This is a genomic window from Pseudarthrobacter sp. BRE9, assembly GCF_031844305.1.
Classification (GTDB): Bacteria; Actinomycetota; Actinomycetes; order Actinomycetales; family Micrococcaceae; genus Arthrobacter.
Window position 1 is genome coordinate 552,066 of record NZ_JAUZUY010000001.1, and the last position, 20,237, is coordinate 572,302.

Genomic DNA, 20,237 nt, shown 5'->3' on the forward strand with positions numbered 1-20,237 from the left:
GGCGTTGTTACTTGAGGGTAACGGTGGCGCCTGCAGCCTCGAGCTGCTCCTTGGCCTTCTCGGCAGCTTCCTTGTTGGCGCCTTCGAGGACAGCCTTGGGGGCACCGTCAACCAGGTCCTTGGCTTCCTTGAGGCCGAGGGAGGTGATGGCGCGAACTTCCTTGATGACTGCGATCTTCTTGTCGCCGGCAGCTTCGAGGATGACGTCGAAGTCGGTCTTCTCTTCAACCTCTTCAGCAGCAGCACCGGCGGGGCCGGCAACTGCAACAGCAGCGGCGGTAACTTCGAAGGTCTCTTCGAAGAGCTTGACGAACTCGGAGAGCTCGATGATGGTCAGTTCCTTGAAAGCTTCAATGAGCTCTTCGTTGCTGAGCTTCGCCATGGTAGGCGTCCTTCCTGTTGTGGTGTTCGAACGGCGCGTGGCCGGGCGGGCACCGGAGTCTGGTGGGGGTAAGAGAATCAGTTCTCTTCGGCAGCGGGAGCTTCGGCGGCAGCTTCAGCTTCAGCGGCGGGGGCTTCTTCAGCGGCGGGCGCTTCGGCAGCTGCCGGTGCACCGTTCTCTTCTTCAAGCTTGAGGCGCAGCGCGTCGATGATGCGTGCAGCTGCGGCGGCGGGTGCCTTGAGGACACCTGCAACCTTGGCGAGCTGCAGCTCACGGGACTCGAGGGCAGCCAGTGCGGCAACCTCGCTGGCGTCCAGCGCCTTGCCCTCAAAGTAACCGGTCTTGATGACCAGCTGCTTGTTGGCCTTGGCAAAATCCGTCAGGCTCTTGGCAGCGGCAACTGCGTCACCCTTGATGAACGCGATTGCAGTGGGGCCGGCAAGCTGGCCGTCGAATGCTTCGACGCCGGCTTCCTTGGCTGCAATGGCGGTCAGGGTGTTCTTGACGACCGCGAACTTGGTGTCCTGGCCGAGAGAAACACGCAGCTGCTTGAGCTGTGCAACGGTGAGCCCGCGGTATTCGGTCAGGACAGCGGCGTTCGATTCCTTGAAATCGTTAGTGATCTCAGCTACTGCTGAAACCTTGGTAGGCGTTGCCATAACCCTCCTTCCGGGGATAGTGCCGGTATTCGACGGTCCCCGCTCAAGAGAGCTAAAACTAAAAACGCCCCGCGCAGATGCACGGGGCTTGGCTCAACACGGTTTTACCGCGGAGCTTTGCTTCGTTCACCTGCGCCGGCCGCCCTGCGTTGAGGGTCCTTCGTCCGGAAAACCACTGTGGCCTCCAGCGCACAACTACAGAGTTGAGCCATGTTCAGGAGAGTGGATTTCCAACAACCGACGGTCTTTGGTACTCCCAGCTTACGTGAGGCTTTGCCCCTCCACCAAATCGGGCTCTCAACTGGTGCTGGTATGCAGCGTGGGGAGTTCCTTTTGCCAGATCCCGGTCACGCCGGCTGTCTGGAATCCGAGCTGCCGGTTCACGGTCAGGAGGTACCGGTTCTCCGGCGCGTTCCAGGTGTAGATGACGCGGGCGTCCGGGAACTGTTCGCTGAGGCGCTCCATGTTCGCCACCTTGATGAGCAGGCCCAGCTTGTTGCCGCGGTGTTCCTGCAGCACCAGGGTATCGTCCTGGAACACGACGTCGGCCCGGTGCGCCAGCACGGTGATGGTGGTCAGTCCCACGAGGGCTCCCGTGGCGATGTGCTCAACTGCGGTGACTACCGTTCGGCGGCCCTGCGCAATGGCGACGTCCTCGGCTTCGCGCAGGATCCCGCCGTCGAACACCATTTCCTGCTCAACGGGCGCGTCCAGCGACGGATCCAGGTCGGCGCCCGCCTGGTTTTCCAGGACGGCTACGGCCTCCAGCCACCGTTCCGGGCAGCGGTCGGTCCAGTGATGCAGCCGGTACCTGCCGTTGTTTGCCTCGTCGGCCTCGGCCTGGAGGTCGGCCACCAGCTTGCTGTCCAGGGGCAGGATGCAGGAGCTGAACTGCTCGATATGCTGCAGCGTGTACCCGGTCTTCTGCGCGAACTCCACTTCGCGGCTCTCCAGCGGCACGAATCCCTGGCCGGCGCCGGGGACCAACTGGGCCTTTTCAAACTCATGCAGGGAAGCGCCGGGGTGGTTGGTATCAACCACCATCAGGGTGCGGCCTTCGCCCCTGACCAGCTGTTCGGCGGCCTCGAGCAGCCGCCGTCCCACGCCCTGCCGCTGAAACTCAGGCAGGATGTCCAGGGTGAGCTCGGCGAGGTCCAGGTGGTCCGTCAGCGGCAGTGCAATGTCGACCGTTCCGACGATGGCGCCGTCCACCTTGGCCACGAGGATCAGCTGGCGCTCATACGGGTCGGCGAACTCAAGCAGCTTCTCCAGCGGACCGTAGGCCAGATCGTCGCTGCCCCACGTCTGCATCCGCACCTTGCGCCCCACTTCGACGGCGGCGAGGAAGTCCGTTGCGTCGGGTGTGTCCAGTGAGTCGGGGATCCATAGCTGCTCGATCTTTACGTCTATTGCCATTCGGGCATCATCCCAGCCGTTTCTGCCACTCACCTTCATAGCCAGCGGGCCTGAATTCAAGTGCGGTATTAATCGCCAGCATATGCTGGTTTTCGCTGGCATTCCATGTCAGGACCGAGCGCGCCCGGGGCCACTTCACCTGTGCCCGGCGGAGGTTAGCCGCCTTGACCAGCATGCCCAGCCGGTGGCCGCGGTGCTCCTCCGCCACCAAAGTGTCCTCCTGCATTAGTGACTCCGGCACCAGCGGGCGCCAGGTCAGGACGGTATAAGCCACGAGCTCACCGGTTCGCCGGTGCAGCGCCGCCGTCACGGACGACTGTACGCCGCCCCGGGCCAGCGCCGCTTCATCGTCACGCACGCGGCCGGAGTCCCAGTCCTCGCGCTCCCAGTCCATGCCGGCGGTGGGCGCATCCGTGCTCATCTGCGCCCTTAGCGCGGCATAACCGGCGACAAGCCCTTCCGGGCAGCGCCCGTCCCAGCCCGTCAACACATAGTCGCCGGCGCGGTCAACCGCATCAGCTTCCAACGGTGCAAGGAGTTCTTCCCGGACAGGAAGCGTAAGCCGGCTGGAACGCTCCACCTGTTCGAGCTGGTACCCGGCGGCCAGGGCAAACGCGGTGGCCGGGTCATCCAACGGCAGTTGCCCGGCCCCGGACTTCGCCGTGACCATGCCCTGACCAGGGCGCACAGCTTCCAGGGGCAGTTCATGGAAGGCGTCGAGGGACAACCTGCCGCGCTCCCGCGCCATGGCTTCGGCCTGCTCCAGCAACGCCCGCCCCACTCCCCTGCGCCGCCATCGGGGAGCCACCAGGACATCGATTCCCGCGGTCGCAAGGTTCTCGCGCAGGGGCAGCGTGACCGAGTACTGCCCCACCGGTTCCGGGCCGATCCGTGCCAGGAACAGATGCCGTTCCTCATACCTGCTCCCGCGCCAGAACTCCAGCGCCTCAGCCAGGGTGAGGCAGCGCTCCAGGCTCCCCCAGACAGCCATGGCATGGGCTTCCTTCATGGCCTGGCAGGCCAGGAAATCCGGGGACGGTTCGACGGCGCCGTCGCCGCCCTGGCTGCCCTGGACCCCTCCCGGCGGAAGGCCGACGGCGGCAATCATCAAAGAACTGGGGCCAGGGCTTGGCGGGGGTTCGGTCGGCTCGGTCCGGTCCATGCAGCCAGCATAGGCAAATAGGGCAGACAAAAGAGAAGACCGTCCCGGCGCTTTCGCGCCGGGACGGTCTTCGGTTGCGCCGGAATCATTCCGGTGCAGGAACTTCGTTCAAGGACTACGACTCGGTGAGCACCTTGGTGACGTTGGGGTCAACGGAGATGCCCGGGCCGAACGTGGTGGCCACGGTGGCCTTCTGGATGTAGCGGCCCTTGGCTGCGGACGGCTTCAGGCGAAGAACCTCTTCCAGTGCGGCGGCGTAGTTCTCGGCCAGCTTCAGAGCGTCGAAGGAAACCTTGCCGATGATGAAGTGCAGGTTGGAGTGCTTGTCGACGCGGAAGTCGATCTTTCCACCCTTGATGTCGTTGACGGCCTTGGTGACGTCGGGGGTCACGGTGCCCGTCTTCGGGTTCGGCATCAGGTTACGCGGACCCAGGACCTTACCGAGGCGGCCAACCTTGCCCATGAGGTCAGGGGTGGCAACGGCGGCGTCGAAGTCGGTCCAGCCGGCGGCGATCTTTTCGATCAGGTCGTCGGAACCAACGAAGTCGGCGCCGGCTGCGATTGCGGCCTCAGCCTTGTCGCCCGTGGCGAAGACCAGGACGCGGGCGGTCTTACCGGTGCCGTGGGGCAGGTTGACCGTACCGCGGACCATCTGGTCAGCCTTGCGGGGGTCGACGCCCAGGCGGAAGGCAACCTCAACCGTGGCGTCGAACTTGGACGGGTTGGTGTCCTTGGCCAGCGTTACTGCCTCGAACGGTGCGTAGTGCTTCTCCGCGTCGATCTTGGCGGCTGCTGCCTCATATGCTTTGCTGCGCTTTGCCATGCTGCTTATTTCTCCTTGTGCAGTTGTGGTCTGCGGACCGCGCTGGGCCCTGCCACAGTCGGTGATCCGGTTCGTTATCCGGCCCGGATGACCAACATTTCAATGTGTTTGGTGCCGGTGTTCCCGGCGGTGCGGCCCGTCGTCGTCAATTACCCTGACGCTGGACAGCGGGACGGGTTATTAGCCCTCGACGGTGATGCCCATGGAGCGGGCGGTGCCGGCGATGATCTTCGCTGCGCCTTCGAGGCTGGTGGCGTTGAGGTCTTCCATCTTGGTGGAGGCGATCTCGTTGACCTGGGCCTGGGTCAGCTTGGCAACCTTGACGGTGTGCGGGGTTGCTGAACCCTTGGCGACGCCTGCAGCCTTCTTGATGAGTTCTGCAGCCGGCGGGGTCTTGGTGATGAACGTGAAGGAACGGTCCTCGTAGACCGTGATTTCCACGGGGATGACGTTTCCGCGCTGGGCTTCCGTCGCAGCGTTGTACGCCTTGCAGAATTCCATGATGTTGACACCGTGCTGGCCAAGCGCAGGACCGATCGGCGGGGCCGGGTTGGCGGCACCTGCCTGGATCTGCAGCTTGATGAGGCCGGTGACCTTCTTCTTGGGAGCCAATGTAGGGTCCTTCTCTCAATAACGTCCTGGGGCACAGGAGCGTGCCTCAGGTTTCTGGCCGCCATGGCAAGGCGGCCGGCCGTTCCGGAGCCGCTAAGCAGGCGGCGCCGGGACGAATTCTAGGATTCTCAGATCTTGGTGACCTGGTTGAACGCCAGGGTGACGGGCGTTTCGCGCTCGAAGATGGAGACCAGGACCACGAGGGTCTGGGACTCGGGCTTGATCTCGGAGATCGTGGCGGGAAGGGTCTCGAAGGGACCTTCCTTAACGATGACGGACTCGCCGACCTCGAAGTCGACGGCCACGGGAGCCTGGTTCTGCTTGTTGACCGGCTTGCCCTTCTCGGCCTGCTCCTCTTCGAAGACAGGGGCGAGCATGGAGAAGACCTCGTCCAGGCGCAGCGGGACCGGGTTGTGGGCGTTGCCCACGAAGCCGGTGACGCCGGGGGTGTGACGGACGGCGCCCCAGGAGGCGTCGGTCAAGTCCATGCGGACCAGGACGTAGCCGGGGATGCGGACGCGATTGATCACCTTGCGCTGGGCGTTCTTGATCTCCACGACTTCTTCCATGGGCACCTGGATTTCGAAGATGTAATCTTCCATGTCCAGGGTCTGGATGCGGGTTTCAAGGTTGGCCTTCACGCGGTTTTCGTAACCGGCGTAGGAGTGGATGACGTACCAGTCACCTTCCTGGCGGCGCAGCTTCGCCTTGAACTCCTCTGCGGGGTCCATGGCTGCGGTCGCTGCCGCGGCGGCAAGGGCGTCGGCGGGCTCGTCTTCCCCGTCAGCGTCTGAAGCGTCGCCTTCGGCGGCTTCTGCATCGTCGGAGGCGGCGTCGTCGAATTCGGGCGTGGAGGACTCAACCTCGGACTCTTCACCGGCTTCTGCCGTGACGTCCGGGGATTCTTCCAGCCCCGTCTCGGTTACCTCGAGCTCCTGCTCAGACACTTGGTCTCCTGCTTCCTCATTGCCTAACATGCCTATTTAAATGGCTCAATCCCGCACACCGGCGCATCCCTTCCGGTTTCCCGGGCGAAACGCGCGGCCTGCGGACCGTGCAGCCTTAGCTGTCCTTGGGGCCGGTGCCGCCGAAGATCCAGCTGACAGCGGTTCCGAAACCAATGTCCAGCAGGCTGACGATGACCATCATGATGGCCACGAACACCAGCACCACGAGCGTGTAGTTGATCAGTTCCTTGCGGGTGGGGGCAACAACCTTCTTCAGTTCGCCAATGATCTGGCGGACAAAGAGTGCAATGCGGGCGAAGAAGTTTGCCTTGGCTTCCTTCTTAGCTGGGCGGCCCTTGGAGCTGCTGGCAGCTGTTTCGGTCACCTGGTCCTCGCTCATCTTTGCAATGGTGGATTACCCGGCCCTGATCAGAACCATGGTTGCTGCGCCTGCCCCGGGCTTTCGCCCGGAGCAGCTTGCGCAGGGCAGACAGGACTCGAACCTGCAACCTGCGGTTTTGGAGACCGCTGCGCTACCAATTGCGCCACTACCCTATGGAGTGAATGCCACTCTTTGACGACCCAACACCAGCTTGAACTGGGGCGCACGTCATCATCCGTGTTTCAACACCGGTGAACCAGTCTACGCAAGAACTTCGCGTAGGTAAAACCAGCCTGGCCCGGTCCATCCGAAGTCCGGCCTGAAAGGTGCTGCGCGGGGCAGTCATAAATCAAAACCGGCTCCCCGGAGGGTCCGGTGAACAGCATAGAGTAGAACTCGTCGAATCCCACATTCCAGCCTCCCGGCTGCAAGCGAAGAACGGACCTGCCATGTCTGCCGCACGCGTTTCCCAGCGCATTTCCGCAATTGCCGAATCCGCAACCCTGGCCGTCGATGCCAAGGCCAAGGCGCTGAAGGCAGCAGGCCGGCCCGTTATTGGCTTCGGCGCGGGCGAACCCGACTTCCCCACCCCGGACTACATCGTGCAGGCAGCCATCGAGGCGGCGGGCCAGCCCAAGTTCCACCGGTACTCCCCCGCCGGCGGCCTGCCCGAGCTGAAGAAGGCCATCGCCGAGAAGACACTCCGCGATTCCGGCTATCAGGTGGACGCTTCCCAGGTGCTGGTCACCAACGGCGGCAAGCAAGCCGTGTACAACACGTTCGCCACCTTGGTGGATCCGGGCGACGAAGTCATCGTGCCCACCCCGTTCTGGACCACATACCCGGAGGCCATCCGGCTCGCCGGCGGCGTCCCCGTGGAGGTTTTCGCCGGGCCGGAACAGGACTACCTGGTAACGGTCGAGCAGCTCGAAGCAGCCGTGACGGACCGCACCAAGATCCTGCTGTTCGTCTCGCCGTCGAACCCCACCGGCGCCGTCTACTCCCCTGAACAGGTGGCAGAGATCGGCAAGTGGGCTGCCGCGAAGGGCCTGTGGGTGGTCACGGACGAAATCTATGAACACCTGACGTACGACGGTGTTTCCTTCACATCCATCGCCACCGCGGCCCCGGAACTGGGCGACAAGGTGGTCATCCTCAACGGTGTCGCCAAGACGTACGCCATGACCGGCTGGCGCGTGGGCTGGATGATCGGCCCGGCCGACGTCATCAAGGCGGCCACCAACCTCCAGTCGCACGCCACCTCCAACGTGTCCAACATCATGCAGATCGCTGCACTCGCCGCGGTGTCCGGCCCGCTGACCGCCGTAGACGAAATGAAGGTCGCATTTGACCGCCGGCGCAAGGCGATCGTCGCGGGCCTGAACGCGATCGACGGAGTGGAGTGCCCGACGCCGAAGGGCGCCTTCTACGTGTACGCGGACGTCCGTGCGTTGCTGGGCAAGGAATTCCCGACGGCGTCCGGCACCGCCACGCCGCAGACCTCCGCCGAGCTGGCTTCGCTCATCCTCGACGAGGTTGAGGTGGCAGTGGTTCCGGGCGAAGCCTTCGGCCCCTCCGGCTACCTGCGCCTTTCCTACGCCCTTGGTGATGAGGATCTGGCCACCGGCGTCCAGCGCCTGCAGGACTTCCTGGGGAAGGCCCAGTAGGCGCCCGCTCATTTCCGGCAGCCCAAACACCAACGCCCGCTCACTTCCTCAAGGAAAGTGAGCGGGCGTTGGTATTTATGCCGTCATAGGTGAGCGGGCGTTTGGGGAACAGCTGCGAAAGGTGAGCAGGCGTTGGGACTAGAGGAGGCGGCGCTCGGCGGCCCACTTGGTCAGTTCGTGGCGGCTTGAGAGCTGGAGCTTGCGCAGCACGGCTGACACGTGGGTCTCCACGGTCTTGATGCTGATGAAGAGCTCCTTGGCCACCTCCTTGTAGCTGTAACCCCGGGCAATGAGGCGCATGACCTCGAGTTCGCGGGCGGAGAGCCTGTCCAGCTCGTCATCGGCGATATCCGCGGGAGCGGTGCCGAAGGCGTCCAGGACGAACCCGGCGAGGCGCGGGGAGAAGACGGCGTCGCCGCCGGCCACGCGGAACACGGCGTCGGTGATCTCGACGCCGGAGATGGTCTTGGTGACGTAGCCGCGGGCACCGGCGCGGATGACGGCCACCACGTCCTCCGCGGCGTCGGAGACGCTCAGGGCCAGGAAGCGGGTGGTGGACAGGAGCGCGGCGGAGCCTGCGATGACCTCCCGGCCGCCGCCGCCCAGCCCGCCGGGGAGGTGGACATCCAGGAGGACGACGTCGGGCCGCTGCTGGGCGATCACGGCGATGGCCTGTTCAACAGTGGCGGCTTCACCCACCACCTGGATGCTGGCATCGAGGTCCGCTTTGAGCCCCGACCGGAAGATGGCGTGATCGTCCACGATGACCACCCGCACGGAATTGGCCGGCCGGGCGCTTCCTGCGCCTGTCCCCTGGGTCGTGTTCATGATTTTCCTTCCGCGTGTTCTGCTGCAGCCGGCAGCCTCAGGCGGACCTCGGTGCCGTCCCCCGTGCTGTGGATGGCGGCCGAGCCGCCGTGCCGTTTCATCCTGCCGATGATTGATTCCCGAATACCCAGCCGGTCCGCCGGGACGTCCCCCAGCCGGAAACCGGGCCCCCTGTCCTTGATGAAGATCTCGGCCTGGCCGTCTGATGCTTCAAGGTAGACCGAGACGGTTCCGCCGCCGTGCCGTGCGGCGTTGAGCATTGCCTCGCGGCTTGCCTGGACCAGGGCCTCGTGTGCCTCGGTCATGGCGGCATCACCAACCGTGACCACCTCCACGGGATGGCCGAGCAGGTCTTCCACTTCGGCGGCAACCGCCTTGATCCGGTCTGAAAGCTGTCCGCTTTCACGGCCGGGATCCTGGAACAGCCAGCCGCGCAGCTCGCGTTCCTGCGCACGGGCCAGCCGGACAACGTCATGCTCGTTGCCGGCCCGGCGCTGGATCAGGGCAAGCGTCTGCAGCACGGAATCGTGGAGGTGCGCCGCAATCTCAGCCCGTTCCGTCTCCCGGATCCTGCCTGCGCGTTCGGTTTCCAGGTCCCGCCAGAACTTCAGCGCCCACGGCAGCAGGACCAGCACAACACCGCCCAGGACGGCCACGGACGCCAGCAGCGCCAGCCACGTCTGTTCCCAGGACCCCGAGCCGGATACCATCACCAGGACCCCGGCAACCACCAGGGCCAACCCTGCAGCGAGCCTGCCCCACCCGCCGGCCTGGTCCGCTTTGGTTTTGTCCACCAGCCCTGCCCGCCGGGTCTCGTCCAGCTGCATCCAGGCGATCGACGCGCCGCCGAGGACAGCTGCAGCTGGGATCAGCGTGCCCAGGGACACGTCCACTCCCAGCAGTTGGGCGATCATGATGCCGGCCACCAGCAGGAGCCCGCAGCCGAGCAGGATTTCCTTGCCGTACCGCATCCCGCCCACGCGGAACCAGGGCGCCCCTGCCGTCCCGCCTGCACCGGGCACAACAGACCCACCGGCGCCTGCGGATGTTCCGCCGTCGGACGGTGTTTCCTGCGCCGGCCGGCCGTGCAGCGGCTGGCTCTGCAACGGCTGGCCCTGCGTTGGATGGCTTAGGGTCGGTTGGCTTACGGCGGGAGCAATGGGCGACGCCGGCCGGCGGGCGTTGCGGCGCGCGGCCTCGTCAGCGGTGGGCACCATGATCCAGAGCCACGCGTAGAAGACCAGGCCGGCCCCTCCTGCGAACGCGGCCAGGACCATGCCCAGCCGGACATTCCTGACCGGCCAGCCCAAGTGCGCGGCGAGGCCAGAGCACACCCCGGCGATGACTCGGTCGCTGCTCCGCGCCAGGGGCGGGCGCACCGGGAGGGTTGTCATGGATCAATCCAAACACGGATCAGGGTTGCCCGGACCGCATCCGGCCGCTTACCGGGGGCAGCTCAGGGGCCGTTCAGGGTTTCCCCCAGTAGAGCGCCAACGGGCCCGGACGGGAGGATCGAAGTATGAACTCGCAGACCCCTTCCCCTGACGACGAACATCCTGCCGGGGCCCTCCCCGGTCCCGACGGCGAGCGGCCCACGGAGCCGCTGCAGTCCCCTTCCGCAAAGCCTTCGGAGCCCGCGGCCGGTCCAAATGCTGATCCGGGCGCTGGTCCTGCTGATCCGACGCAGGGCTACGCATACCGCAGCAGCTCCACCGCCCCGGCTCCTTCCACCGACTTCTTCGGCTGGATCCGCAGCAACGGCATCTACCGGGGGAACGACCGGTGGGTTGGCGGTGTCTGCAGCGGCATCGCCCACCGGCTGAATGTGGACCCGGTCATCATCCGCGGCGTCTTCATTGTCCTGACCCTCCTGGCCGGCATCGGGGTGTTCCTCTACGGCCTGGCATGGGCCTTCCTCCCGGAACCGGACGGACGGATCCACGTCCAGGAAGCCGGTGCGGGCCGCTGGTCCAGTGGCATGACCGGCTCCCTGATCGCCACTGTCCTGGGGCTCACCGGCCTGGGCGGAGGCTTCTGGGGCTGGAGCCATAACGGCCTGGGCGGTCTGCTGTGGACCGTGTTCTGGGTGGCCGCCGCGATCTACCTGGTTTACTACCTCTCCCAGCGCAACAAGTCCAACCCCACGGTGGCCGCCCACATGGCGGCGGCCCCCGGTGCGGCCTACACAACGGGCCGCCCGGGCGCTGGATACACCTCCACGGAATACACCTCTGCGTTCTCCGCTGGCACTGCCGCAGGCTCGGAAGCTGGCTTCCCTGCGGCGCCACGGTACGGCGGCGGACCTGCCAGCGGAACGGGCACCGGCGCAGGCGGCCCCGGCGCAGGCAGCTCCGGCGCAGGCGGCCCCGGCGCAGGCAGCTCCGGCGCAGGCGGCCCCGGCGCAGGCAGCTCCGGCGCAGGCGGCCCCGGCGCAGGCAGCTCCGGCGCGGGCGGCGCCGGCAGCGGAGTACCCGGCGGAAGCAGCTACCCCACACCGTGGGTTCCGCCGCGGCCGCAAAAGCCCCGCCCCGCCGGTCCCGGCGCCCCCGCCGTCGCCATCGCAACGGGGTCTGCCCTGCTGGTGGGCGGCGGCCTCAAGGCGCTCGATGCCGCACACATCATCGACCTGGGCGGTTCCGCCAACGCCATTGTGTGGGCCAGCGCCGCAGCAGTCCTCGGCCTGGGCATCCTGGTGGCGGGCTTCCGCGGCCGGACCTCCGGCATCCTGAGCCTGTTTGCCGTGATCGCACTCGTGACCGGCGGCATCTTCAACACGCTGGACGACGGCCGGATGCGTTTCCAGCAGGTGGACTGGAACCCGGCCAGCATCGAGGAGGCACGCGGCGGCATCGACATCACCGCCGGGCGCGGAACCGTGGACCTCACGGACCTCTCCGCCACCGCCCCCCTGACGTTCGACGTCGTGGTTCCCCTGGACATCACCGCCAGCAACGTGACCGTGGTGATCCCGCAGAACGTGCCCGTCGATATCAAGGCGGACATGACCATGGGCAACCTGAACGAGGCAAACGGCCAGCGCGGCGGTACCACCACCCGGGAAAGCAGCTACAACGCGGACAGGCCCGGCAACCACCTGGTGGTGCGGATCGACGGCACCTTCAGCAACGTCACAATCCAGGAAGGCAACTGACATGGACAGCAGCAACATCCCGACGACGTCGGGCCAGGACACCACGGGAACGGCACCTCCCAGGGTGGGGACGGTGGTGTGGGGCCTGATCGTCCTGGCGCTGGCCGCACTGATCATCGTGGCGCAGCTGGGCATCGTGACCCTCAACGGCACCTACGTCCTGATCGGCCTCATGATCGGTGCGGGCGTGGCCCTGGTGGCAGGCGGCCTGCTCTCGGCCCGTAAACGTGACAACGAATCAACTACAGGGAAGTCTTGATCCATGGATAAGTTCTTCAGCATTGTCAGGGGCCTCGGCCTGAGGCGTGGACCCCAGCGCTGGCTCGGCGGAGTGCTGGGCGGCGTCGCAGCCAAGCTCAACGTTGACGTGGCCTATGTTCGCATCGCCTTCCTGCTGTTCTGCCTGCTCCCGGGACCAGCGGTGATCTTCTACCTCCTGGCATGGGTGATCATCCCGGACCAGCGCAACGACATCCTGCTCCAGACATTCCTGGACCGCCGGTCGCTCAACCGGCCCTGACCACCACTGGCCAGAGACCACGGCCCCTGCCTTCGCGGACAATCCGCGAAAGCGGGGGCCCTTCCATGCCCGGCTGTCCCTGCCCGGCGCCTCCCCATGTAACCGGTTTGTGTCGTACCCCACACACCCCACTACACTTCTAGGTGAGCTCAGCGTGGCGCTCTGCCTGTAAACCCTCTCCCCAGGATTTGAGCCGAACATGAAAATTGGAATCCTTACCAGCGGTGGCGACTGCCCCGGATTGAACGCCGTGATCCGCGGCGCTGTGCTGAAGGGCATCGCCGTCCACGGCCAGGAATTCGTGGGATTCCGCGACGGCTGGCGGGGTGTGGTGGAGGGGGACATCATCGACATCCCCCGCACCATGGTCCGCGGCATCGCCAAGCAGGGCGGCACCATCCTGGGCACCTCCCGCACCAACCCCTTCGAAAACGGCGGCGGCCCCGAGGCCATCAAGGCCCACATGGACCGGCTGGGCATCGACGCCATCATCGCGATCGGCGGTGAGGGAACCCTCGCTGCCGCCAAGCGCCTGACGGACGCCGGACTGAAGATCGTGGGTGTCCCCAAGACCGTTGACAACGACCTTGACGCCACCGACTACACCTTCGGGTTCGACACCGCCGTGCAGATCGCCACCGAAGCGATCGACCGGCTCCGCACTACCGGCGAATCCCACCACCGCTGCATGATCGCCGAAGTAATGGGCCGGCACGTGGGCTGGATCGCCCTGCACGCCGGGATGGCTGCAGGCGCGCACGCCATCCTCATCCCGGAGCAGAAGGTCAGCATCGAGCAGATCACCGAATGGGTGAAGGAGGCCCACGCACGTGGCCGTGCACCCCTGGTGGTGGTGGCCGAAGGCTTCGTACCGGAGCACATGGAGACCCCCCACTCCGAGCGCGGCCTGGACACCTTTGGCCGTCCCCGCCTGGGCGGCATCGCCGACCAGCTGGCCCCCGAGCTGGAGGCCCGGACTGGCATTGAAACCCGCGCCACCATCCTGGGCCACATCCAGCGCGGCGGCGTTCCCTCGGCGTTCGACCGGGTCCTGGCCACGCGGCTTGGCATGGCTGCCATCGACTCCGTGGTGGAAGGCTACTGGGGCACCATGGTTGCGCTGAAGGGCACCGACATCCAGCACGTCGCCTTCGAGGAGGCCCTGGGCCAGCTGAAGACCGTCCCGCAAAACCGCTACGACGAAGCCGCGGTCCTGTTCGGCTAAGTCAGTGGGCCGCCCTAGGCTGGGACCATGACACTCGATCCCGGCTCAGCGGCCATTATCCAGCTGGCGTGGGCGCGCCGCCTGGGCCTTGACGACGACGCATTCGGTGACGCCCTGGCTTCGGGGGAACGGATAGTCCGCGCGGACGAATCAGCCCGGAGCGTCGAGTTCGTCCGGTTGTTCGGAAGTTCCGCACTCGTGGGCCCGCAGAGCGTCATAGATGCCGCGACGGACATCCCCGACGAGGAGATGGCCCAGCATGTCACGCTGCTGAAACTCACCAGGGACCAGGGCGGCCATGGGCTTGGCGCTGCGGCCCTGTTCTTCGCGGACGACCTGCCGCTTCAGCAGCCCTCCGGGGAACTGACGGTCTCGCGCGGGAACCCTGAGGCCATTGAACTGGAGGGCCGCTGCCCCCCGGACGACGTCAACGAAGTGGGGCTCTCCGACCTCGACAACCGCTACACGATCGTGCATGAGGTGGATGGGCGGCGCGTGCCCCTGGCTTGCGGGGCGTACGGGGAATGGGAGGGCCTGCTGGCCAACATGGGTGTACTGGTGGATCCGGACTGGCGCCGGCGCGGCCTCGGCTCGCTGGCCGGCTCCATCGCGGCCCACGAGGCCCTCGCCGCGGGGCTGACGCTGCAGTGGCGTGCGGACGTCAGCAACACCGGCTGCCTGGCGCTGGCCAGGCAGCTTGGCTTGTCAGCCGGCGGAATCCAGACCAGCGTCCACCTTCGCTGACGCCTGGTCCTGCCCCTGCGTTCCCCAGCCCTGGACCGGCTGCGGCTTGGCGAAGAACAGCGCCACCGCCGCCCCCACCAGGATCACGCCGGCGGGCAGCAGGATGGACTGGCCCATCGCCGTCGAGAATCCGGCATGCAGGAATTCCGGCAGTGAGCCGCCCATGGCGAATCCTTCCCCCGCAGCCCCACCGGGCCCTCCCGAGGGAAGCTCGGCGGCAAGCCGCGACTGGATCAGTACGGCGATGGCGGCACTGCCCAGCACCGCGCCGATCTGGCGGGTGGTGTTGTAGACGCCCGAACCGGCCCCTGCCTGGCGCGGCGGCAGGTTCCTGGTGGCAGTGGTGCTCAGCGGGGCCCAGATGCCTGCGTTGGCGAAGCCGAGGACGGCGCTGGGCAGCAGGAACAGCAGGATGGGCGTATCCGGCTGCATCAGGGCGGAGTTCCACAGCAGCGCCACCGCCATGAGCACCAGACCCGTGGCCGTAATGAATTTCGGGTTCACCCGGTCCACCAGCTTTCCCACCACGGGGGCAAGGCCGCCGGAGATCAGTGCCATGGGCACCATCATCAGGGCGGACTGCGTGGGGGTGAGGCCCCGGACCAGCTGGTAGTAGAAGATCAGCGGCAGGCTGAAGGCGGTCACGGTGAAGCCCACGGTGGTGATCCCGATGTTGGCCAGGGAAAAGTTGCGGTCCCGGAACAGGGCAAGCGGCAGGAGCGGCTCACCCCTGTTGAACCGCTGCCACAGGACGAAGCCGGACAGTACAACGATGCCGGCGATGATCAGGCCCCACACGCTGATGGGCCCGGTGATAGTGCCCCAGTTGTAGGTCTCGCCTTCCTGGATCCCGAAAACCAGCAGGAACAGTCCGACGGCGCTCAGCAGGACGCCGGGAATGTCGAACTTGTGCGGGTGGGTGCTCAGGGCGGGAACGTTGCGCCAAGCGAGGATGAAGCCTACGACGCCGATGGGCACGTTGATGAAGAAGATCCACTCCCAGCCAAGGCCGTCCACCAGGACGCCGCCCAGGATGGGGCCCACGAGGGTTGCCATCCCGGCGGTTGCGCCCCAGACGGCCATGGCCGATCCCCGGCGGTCCGGCGGGAAGATCCGGGTGATCACTGCCATGGTCTGGGGTGTCATCATGGCAGCACCAAGGCCCTGGAGGACACGGGCGGCAATCAGGATCCGGACGTCCCCGGAGAATCCGCACCACAACGAGGCCAGGGTAAAGACCACCAGGCCGGAGAGGTACAGCTTCTTGGGCCCGAACCTGTCCCCGAGCCTGCCGGTGATGAGCAGCGGGACGGCGTAGGCCAGCAGGTAGGCGCTGGTCACCCAGATCACCGAGTTGATGTCGGCATCCAGGCCTTCCATGATGCGGGGGTTGGCCACGGACACGATGGTGGTGTCGATCAGGATCATGAAGAATCCGATCACCAGCGACCACAGTGCCGGCCAGGGCTTTGCTACGTTTTCCACTCGGTCATCCTTCAGGAGTTTTTGCAGGTGCCGGGCGAAACCCGGGTGAAGCTAGCCCAGCAGGCCCAGGATCTCCGTGCGGGCGAACATTTGCGCCGCGGCCCGTGCCGACGGCGCGCCGGCGTCCGGATCCGCACCGGCGTCCAGCAGGACCCGGGCAACGTCCGTGTAGCCCTTGAATACCGCGCCAGCCAGCGGGGTCTGGCCCCGGTCGTTGGCGGTGTTGGCGTCGGCGCCATGCTGGAGGAGCAACCCAACTGTGCCGGCATGGCCGTGGTAGGCGGCCAGCATCAGCAGGGAATCACCCGCCGAGTTGGTCAGGGTGGCGGGAACTCCGGCGTCAAGATAGGCACCCAGCAGCGCGTCGCTTCCTTCACGCGCAGCCTGGAAGAGCGTCTGCGCCAAAGCCAGCGCGTCGTCGTCGTGCCCTTCCGCTGCCTCTGCCCCAACGCCCGCAGGCGTGGTCCCGGTATGTTCGGTCATCAGCGTGGCCCCCTCAGGAATCCGGTCTGGCGCCCCACCACCTGGCCGGCATCCGGGGCGACAATGAGTTCCTGGACGGCCGGATACGGCTCATCGCCGTCCAGGACCGTCAGTATCTCATCCGGGGCCACGGAACGTTTTATGACTGCCAGGCCCACCGGGCCCATCTCGTAGTGCTGTGCCACCGAGGTGACGGTCCCGACTTTCCGCTCCCCTGCCATGACCGGGCTGCCGGCGGCGGGGAGGGTGTGCTGGGAGCCGTCCAGCTGCAGGAACACCAGCCGGCGGGGCGGGTGGCCCAGGTTGTGGACGCGGGCGATGGTTTCCTGGCCCTTGTAGCAGCCCTTGGCCAGGTGGACGGCGGTGCGCAGCAGGTCGAGTTCGTGCGGGATGGTCTTGTCGTCCGTCTCGGCACCGATCCTGGGCCGCCACGCGGCGATGCGCAGGGCTTCGGCGGCGAGGACACCGGCCAGCGCGTGTCCGGAGACCGCTTCTTCCAGTTCCGCCGCGGGAACAAGGTACTCGAACCAGGGGCGCTCACGCCCCGGATGGTTTTCCTCGGAGACGGTGGCGTAGGAGTATCCGCCGGCGGACACGTGCGGCCACGGGTCCTGCCAGGCAAGGCGCCCGGACCACTCCGGGACCGCCCGGGTGCTGCCCACCACGGCCCAGTCTGCCGAGGCGTCGGCGATTTCCACGCGCAGCATGAACTTCATCCGGTTGAGGTACTCAGCCAGCGGCGCCGCCTCGGCGGCCTCCACGATCAGCCAGGTGGTCCCGCCGTCGTCAATGACCCGGGCGTCAAAATCGATGCGGCCCTGGACGCTGAGGAGGAGCAGTTCACTGGACTCCCCCGGCTTCAGCGCCGCCACTTGCTGCGAGGACAGGGTGTTGAGCCAGCTCAGCCGGTCCGGCCCGGTGACGGTGACAACGCCGCGGTGGGAAAGGTCGACGACGGCGGTTCCGGCGGCGAGTGCGCGCTGCTCGCGCAGTGGCTCGCCGTAGTGGGCGGCGACTCCGGCGTCAGAAGCGGCGGCCTCGACGGCGCCGGGGCGCGACAACAAAGGGCTGGGCGTAGTCATATGAAGTAGAAGTCCTTGAAGGCTAACGGTATTCCGGGTTTTCGAAATCGAAATGGGTTCCGGCTTTCCATTCGTTGGGCAGGTTGCCGTATGCCGGGTAGCCCCCGGCATCCTTCAGGATCTTGGCCAGGTGCAGGAGGTTCCAGGTCATGAACGTTGTGTTGCGGTTGGTGAAGTCGCTTTCCGGACCGCCGGAGCCCTCATCCAGGTAGCTCGGACCGGGACCAACCGGCCCGATCCAGCCTGCGTCGGCCTGCGGCGGGATGCTGAAGCCGATGTGCTGCAGGCTGTAGAGGATGTTCATCGAACAGTGCTTGATGCCGTCCTCGTTGCCGGTGATGAGGCAGCCGCCCACCTTGGGATAGAACGCCCACTGCCCGTTGCCGTTCAGTTCGCCGGAATGGGCGTAGAGGCGCTCAATGAGTTTCTTGGTCTGGGACGAGTTGTCACCCAGCCAGATGGGACCCGCCACCACCACGATGTCGGCTTCCCGGACGGCGGGATACAGGTCCGGCCATTCGTCGGTGGCCCATCCGTGCTGGGTCATGTCCGGGTAGACGCCGCTGGCGATGTCGTGGTCCACGGTGCGGATCACCGTGGTGGTCACACCCTGTTTTTCCATGATCCGGCGGCTGATGGTGATCAGGCCGTCCGTGTTGGAGGTTTGCGGCGACTTCTTCAGGGTGCCGTTGAAGAAGACGGCTTTGAGGCCGCTGTAGCCGCCGGGCTTCCCTGCTTGTTCCGTGCCGTCAGCCATGAGAGGCCTTTCCAGGTCAGGAGACCCTGTTTTGTCAGGAGACCCTGTTTTGTCAGGAGAGTCTGTGCAGGAACGCGGAGGCGTGGGCTTCGAGGCCGTTGCCGCCTTCTCCGCCTGTTGCGACGTCCCACCGCCACAACAGGTTGCCGTCCACCAGGCCGAAGATCCGGGTGGCTGCGCTGTAGTCCTTGGAGTGGCTGCCGCGCATCACCATGTCGGTGGTCAGCTGGATCTGCGGGCCCTTGATCTGGCCGTAGTACAGCTCGGTGATGCCGCCGGGGTGGGCGATGGACACCGAGATGTCGAAGCCGCCGTCCTTGTTGCGCAGGGCTTCCACTTCGTCGGCGCTCTTCAACACCGGGACGATGTCGGCCGGCACCAGGCCGGGGCCGCCGTCGGCATCCAGCTGCTTGCGCTCCAGCGCCCAGAAGCCCGTCTCAACGGTGAGCGGCCGCAGGCGCGTGCCCTCGTCGTCGGTCAACCAGCTTTCGGCACGGTACTGGAGGTACGGGAGGCCGTTGTGGGTGAAGGAGACATGCTGCAGGAAGTGTTCCGAGTCCTCGTCGCCGCTGCCCAGCCGGCCGCGGCCCTCCCACTCACCAATGAGCCATGAAAGGGGAACGAGTTCAGGGGTCAGATCTGTAGGAATCTCAATGGGCATTTGGTGTTACCTCGAGATACGGCCGGCTCCGGAAAGTGGGTGGCTACTTCTGGCCCTTGAAGAGGCGGTAGACCACGAAACCGGCGAACCAGGCCATGGACAGGCTCGCGATGCCGAGCAGGACAAGGAAGAAGATTTCAAAAGCAAGTACGGACATGGTGCCATCCTAACCCGTTAGTAGATGAGTAGTTTGTCTATGAAGTAAGCGAGGGATCCCACTGCCGAGACCGGGGCGAGGCCCATGCTCAGTGCGGCGGGAAGATTCAGCGGGGCGCCGCGGAGTGTGGCCAGTCTGCGGAAGCTTGCCAGGACCGCGCCCACCACAACGCCGAAGACTGCGGCTGGAAGGACGGCGATGTCCGACAGGACCAGGCCGGCGAGCGGCCCGGCGAGGCCGGCGAGCACAATGCCCAGCGGAGCGATGATGCTGTCGGGCCAGCGGATGAGGCCGGCGAGCAGGGCCACGGCCGCGCTGACCGCCGCCACCAGCAGCATTTCGCGGACGCCGTTGAACCGGGCACCGGCAACCCAGCCTGCCCCGAGGCAGGACAAGAGGACGCCGGCGCAGCATCCCAGCGTGGACTCCAGCCGTTGCGCCTGTCCCGTGCCGCGGATCAGCTGCACCACAAAGACCGCCATCATTCCGAGCGCCACCAGACCAGGTGTCCAGTCCAAGTAGCCCGGGGCCGGCGCCACACCGGCCGCCACCGCAGCGCCGGCACCCGGCAGGGCGATGACGGCGGCGAGGGTTTTCTTGGCGGGAATGCGGAGGAAGTGCGGCCAACCGATACCCACCGCGGCGGCAATGACAATGCCGACGGCGACGAGCGCAACAGGCGAGGCATAGACCCCGGCGATGATGGCGACGAGGCCGGCGATCCCGATAACGCCGATGGTCCAGGAACCAAGCGAACGCACGGGTGCCTGCAGTTCCGCCGTCATGCGGGGCCCGGCCTGTGGTTCGTCGGTGCACTCACTGCGCTGTTTTCCCATCCTGGCGTCGGCCGGAAGGCTGGTCCGCCCCCTCATGGCAGGGCTGGTCCGCCCTCCTTCAATCCTGCCTTATGTGAACCGCATATGTCGCAAAACGTGCCTGTCCACGGCCTGAATCTGTGGTCCGGAGGAGGCCGCCGGGTATACTCAAGGTTCAGCTACGCTCCCTGCTGAGGTGGCTGGCCGGCGGCGTGCTGACGGCCTGGAACCTCGTGCAGGAAGCCCGTACCGGCCGGTGAGAATCCGGTTCAGTCGCCC

General features: G+C 66.1%; 22 protein-coding genes and 1 tRNA gene. 6 read left to right on the plus strand and 17 right to left on the minus strand.

Features of this window, described 5'->3' with window-relative positions; all coding sequences use genetic code 11:
* Nucleotides 1-7 precede the first annotated feature (7 nt).
* The 9 genes from rplL to Q9R31_RS02555 form a co-directional block, all read right to left on the minus strand.
* Entirely contained in the window at nucleotides 8-382 is a 375-nt protein-coding gene (gene rplL / locus Q9R31_RS02515; RefSeq protein WP_311261157.1) for a 50S ribosomal protein L7/L12, read from the minus strand.
* A gap of 77 nt (nucleotides 383-459) precedes the next feature.
* Complete coding sequence (gene rplJ / locus Q9R31_RS02520) at nucleotides 460-1,041, minus strand: 50S ribosomal protein L10 (protein WP_311261158.1); 582 nt, start codon at nucleotides 1,039-1,041, stop codon at nucleotides 460-462.
* Between the two features lie 297 nt (nucleotides 1,042-1,338).
* Nucleotides 1,339-2,457: a GNAT family N-acetyltransferase gene (locus Q9R31_RS02525; protein ID WP_311261159.1), complete on the minus strand. Its 1,119-nt coding sequence runs from the start codon at nucleotides 2,455-2,457 to the stop codon at nucleotides 1,339-1,341.
* A gap of 7 nt (nucleotides 2,458-2,464) precedes the next feature.
* Nucleotides 2,465-3,565, minus strand: a complete 1,101-nt coding sequence (locus tag Q9R31_RS02530; RefSeq protein ID WP_311261160.1) for a GNAT family N-acetyltransferase — start codon at nucleotides 3,563-3,565, stop codon at nucleotides 2,465-2,467.
* Between the two features lie 169 nt (nucleotides 3,566-3,734).
* Nucleotides 3,735-4,442 carry a 50S ribosomal protein L1 gene (gene rplA / locus Q9R31_RS02535; protein WP_311261161.1) on the minus strand — a complete coding sequence of 236 codons (708 nt, stop codon included), beginning with the start codon at nucleotides 4,440-4,442 and terminating at the stop codon, nucleotides 3,735-3,737.
* A 180-nt stretch (nucleotides 4,443-4,622) separates the two neighbouring features.
* Nucleotides 4,623-5,054 carry a 50S ribosomal protein L11 gene (rplK, locus tag Q9R31_RS02540; RefSeq protein WP_003803853.1) on the minus strand — a complete coding sequence of 144 codons (432 nt, stop codon included), beginning with the start codon at nucleotides 5,052-5,054 and terminating at the stop codon, nucleotides 4,623-4,625.
* 128 nt (nucleotides 5,055-5,182) lie between these two features.
* On the minus strand, nucleotides 5,183-6,001 hold the full coding sequence (gene nusG / locus Q9R31_RS02545; protein ID WP_311261162.1) for a transcription termination/antitermination protein NusG: 819 nt from the start codon (nucleotides 5,999-6,001) through the stop codon (nucleotides 5,183-5,185).
* A 115-nt stretch (nucleotides 6,002-6,116) separates the two neighbouring features.
* Nucleotides 6,117-6,401 carry a preprotein translocase subunit SecE gene (gene secE, locus Q9R31_RS02550; protein WP_056388913.1) on the minus strand — a complete coding sequence of 95 codons (285 nt, stop codon included), beginning with the start codon at nucleotides 6,399-6,401 and terminating at the stop codon, nucleotides 6,117-6,119.
* Between the two features lie 82 nt (nucleotides 6,402-6,483).
* A tRNA-Trp gene (locus tag Q9R31_RS02555) sits at nucleotides 6,484-6,556 on the minus strand.
* A gap of 276 nt (nucleotides 6,557-6,832) precedes the next feature.
* Here Q9R31_RS02555 and Q9R31_RS02560 point away from each other — a divergent pair.
* Nucleotides 6,833-8,050, plus strand: a complete 1,218-nt coding sequence (locus tag Q9R31_RS02560) for a pyridoxal phosphate-dependent aminotransferase (protein ID WP_311261163.1) — start codon at nucleotides 6,833-6,835, stop codon at nucleotides 8,048-8,050.
* 138 nt (nucleotides 8,051-8,188) lie between these two features.
* Here Q9R31_RS02560 and Q9R31_RS02565 read toward each other — a convergent pair whose 3' ends face one another.
* Entirely contained in the window at nucleotides 8,189-8,878 is a 690-nt protein-coding gene (locus Q9R31_RS02565; RefSeq protein WP_311261164.1) for a response regulator transcription factor, read from the minus strand.
* Nucleotides 8,875-10,272 (minus strand): PspC domain-containing protein, encoded by a 1,398-nt coding sequence (locus Q9R31_RS02570; RefSeq protein ID WP_311261165.1) that lies wholly within the window; start codon nucleotides 10,270-10,272, stop codon nucleotides 8,875-8,877. Before Q9R31_RS02570 ends, Q9R31_RS02565 begins: the two co-directional genes overlap by 4 nt.
* A gap of 125 nt (nucleotides 10,273-10,397) precedes the next feature.
* Between Q9R31_RS02570 and Q9R31_RS02575 the strand changes: the two genes are divergently transcribed.
* The 5 genes from Q9R31_RS02575 to Q9R31_RS02595 all read left to right on the plus strand — a co-directional run bounded on the left by Q9R31_RS02575 (nucleotide 10,398) and on the right by Q9R31_RS02595 (nucleotide 14,518).
* Nucleotides 10,398-12,029 (plus strand): PspC domain-containing protein, encoded by a 1,632-nt coding sequence (locus tag Q9R31_RS02575; RefSeq protein ID WP_311261166.1) that lies wholly within the window; start codon nucleotides 10,398-10,400, stop codon nucleotides 12,027-12,029.
* A gap of 1 nt (nucleotide 12,030) precedes the next feature.
* On the plus strand, nucleotides 12,031-12,288 hold the full coding sequence (locus Q9R31_RS02580; protein WP_311261167.1) for a hypothetical protein: 258 nt from the start codon (nucleotides 12,031-12,033) through the stop codon (nucleotides 12,286-12,288).
* Nucleotides 12,289-12,291: 3 nt separating this feature from the next.
* Nucleotides 12,292-12,549, plus strand: coding sequence for a PspC domain-containing protein (locus tag Q9R31_RS02585; protein WP_311261168.1), 258 nt, complete (start codon nucleotides 12,292-12,294; stop codon nucleotides 12,547-12,549).
* Between the two features lie 199 nt (nucleotides 12,550-12,748).
* Nucleotides 12,749-13,774: an ATP-dependent 6-phosphofructokinase gene (locus tag Q9R31_RS02590; RefSeq protein WP_311261169.1), complete on the plus strand. Its 1,026-nt coding sequence runs from the start codon at nucleotides 12,749-12,751 to the stop codon at nucleotides 13,772-13,774.
* Nucleotides 13,775-13,801: 27 nt separating this feature from the next.
* On the plus strand, nucleotides 13,802-14,518 hold the full coding sequence (locus tag Q9R31_RS02595; protein ID WP_311261170.1) for a GNAT family N-acetyltransferase: 717 nt from the start codon (nucleotides 13,802-13,804) through the stop codon (nucleotides 14,516-14,518).
* On the opposite strand, the gene Q9R31_RS02600 is transcribed toward Q9R31_RS02595, so the two are convergent.
* The 6 genes from Q9R31_RS02600 to Q9R31_RS02625 form a co-directional block, all read right to left on the minus strand.
* Nucleotides 14,480-16,003, minus strand: a complete 1,524-nt coding sequence (locus Q9R31_RS02600; RefSeq protein WP_311261171.1) for a DHA2 family efflux MFS transporter permease subunit — start codon at nucleotides 16,001-16,003, stop codon at nucleotides 14,480-14,482. The two genes, Q9R31_RS02595 and Q9R31_RS02600, sit on opposite strands and share 39 nt — an antisense overlap.
* 51 nt (nucleotides 16,004-16,054) lie before the next feature.
* The gene (locus Q9R31_RS02605; RefSeq protein ID WP_311261172.1) at nucleotides 16,055-16,486 is read right to left on the minus strand and encodes an ankyrin repeat domain-containing protein; all 432 of its coding nucleotides are present in this window, start codon (nucleotides 16,484-16,486) and stop codon (nucleotides 16,055-16,057) included.
* Nucleotides 16,486-17,568, minus strand: coding sequence for a glycine cleavage T C-terminal barrel domain-containing protein (locus Q9R31_RS02610; RefSeq protein ID WP_311261173.1), 1,083 nt, complete (start codon nucleotides 17,566-17,568; stop codon nucleotides 16,486-16,488). Before Q9R31_RS02610 ends, Q9R31_RS02605 begins: the two co-directional genes overlap by 1 nt.
* A 22-nt stretch (nucleotides 17,569-17,590) precedes the next feature.
* Nucleotides 17,591-18,325, minus strand: coding sequence for a flavodoxin family protein (locus tag Q9R31_RS02615; protein ID WP_311261174.1), 735 nt, complete (start codon nucleotides 18,323-18,325; stop codon nucleotides 17,591-17,593).
* Between the two features lie 52 nt (nucleotides 18,326-18,377).
* A complete protein-coding gene (locus Q9R31_RS02620; RefSeq protein ID WP_311261175.1) occupies nucleotides 18,378-18,986 on the minus strand; it encodes an FABP family protein in 609 nt (202 codons plus the stop codon).
* 174 nt (nucleotides 18,987-19,160) lie between these two features.
* Nucleotides 19,161-19,928: a permease gene (locus tag Q9R31_RS02625; protein WP_311261176.1), complete on the minus strand. Its 768-nt coding sequence runs from the start codon at nucleotides 19,926-19,928 to the stop codon at nucleotides 19,161-19,163.
* Nucleotides 19,929-20,237 lie beyond the last annotated feature (309 nt).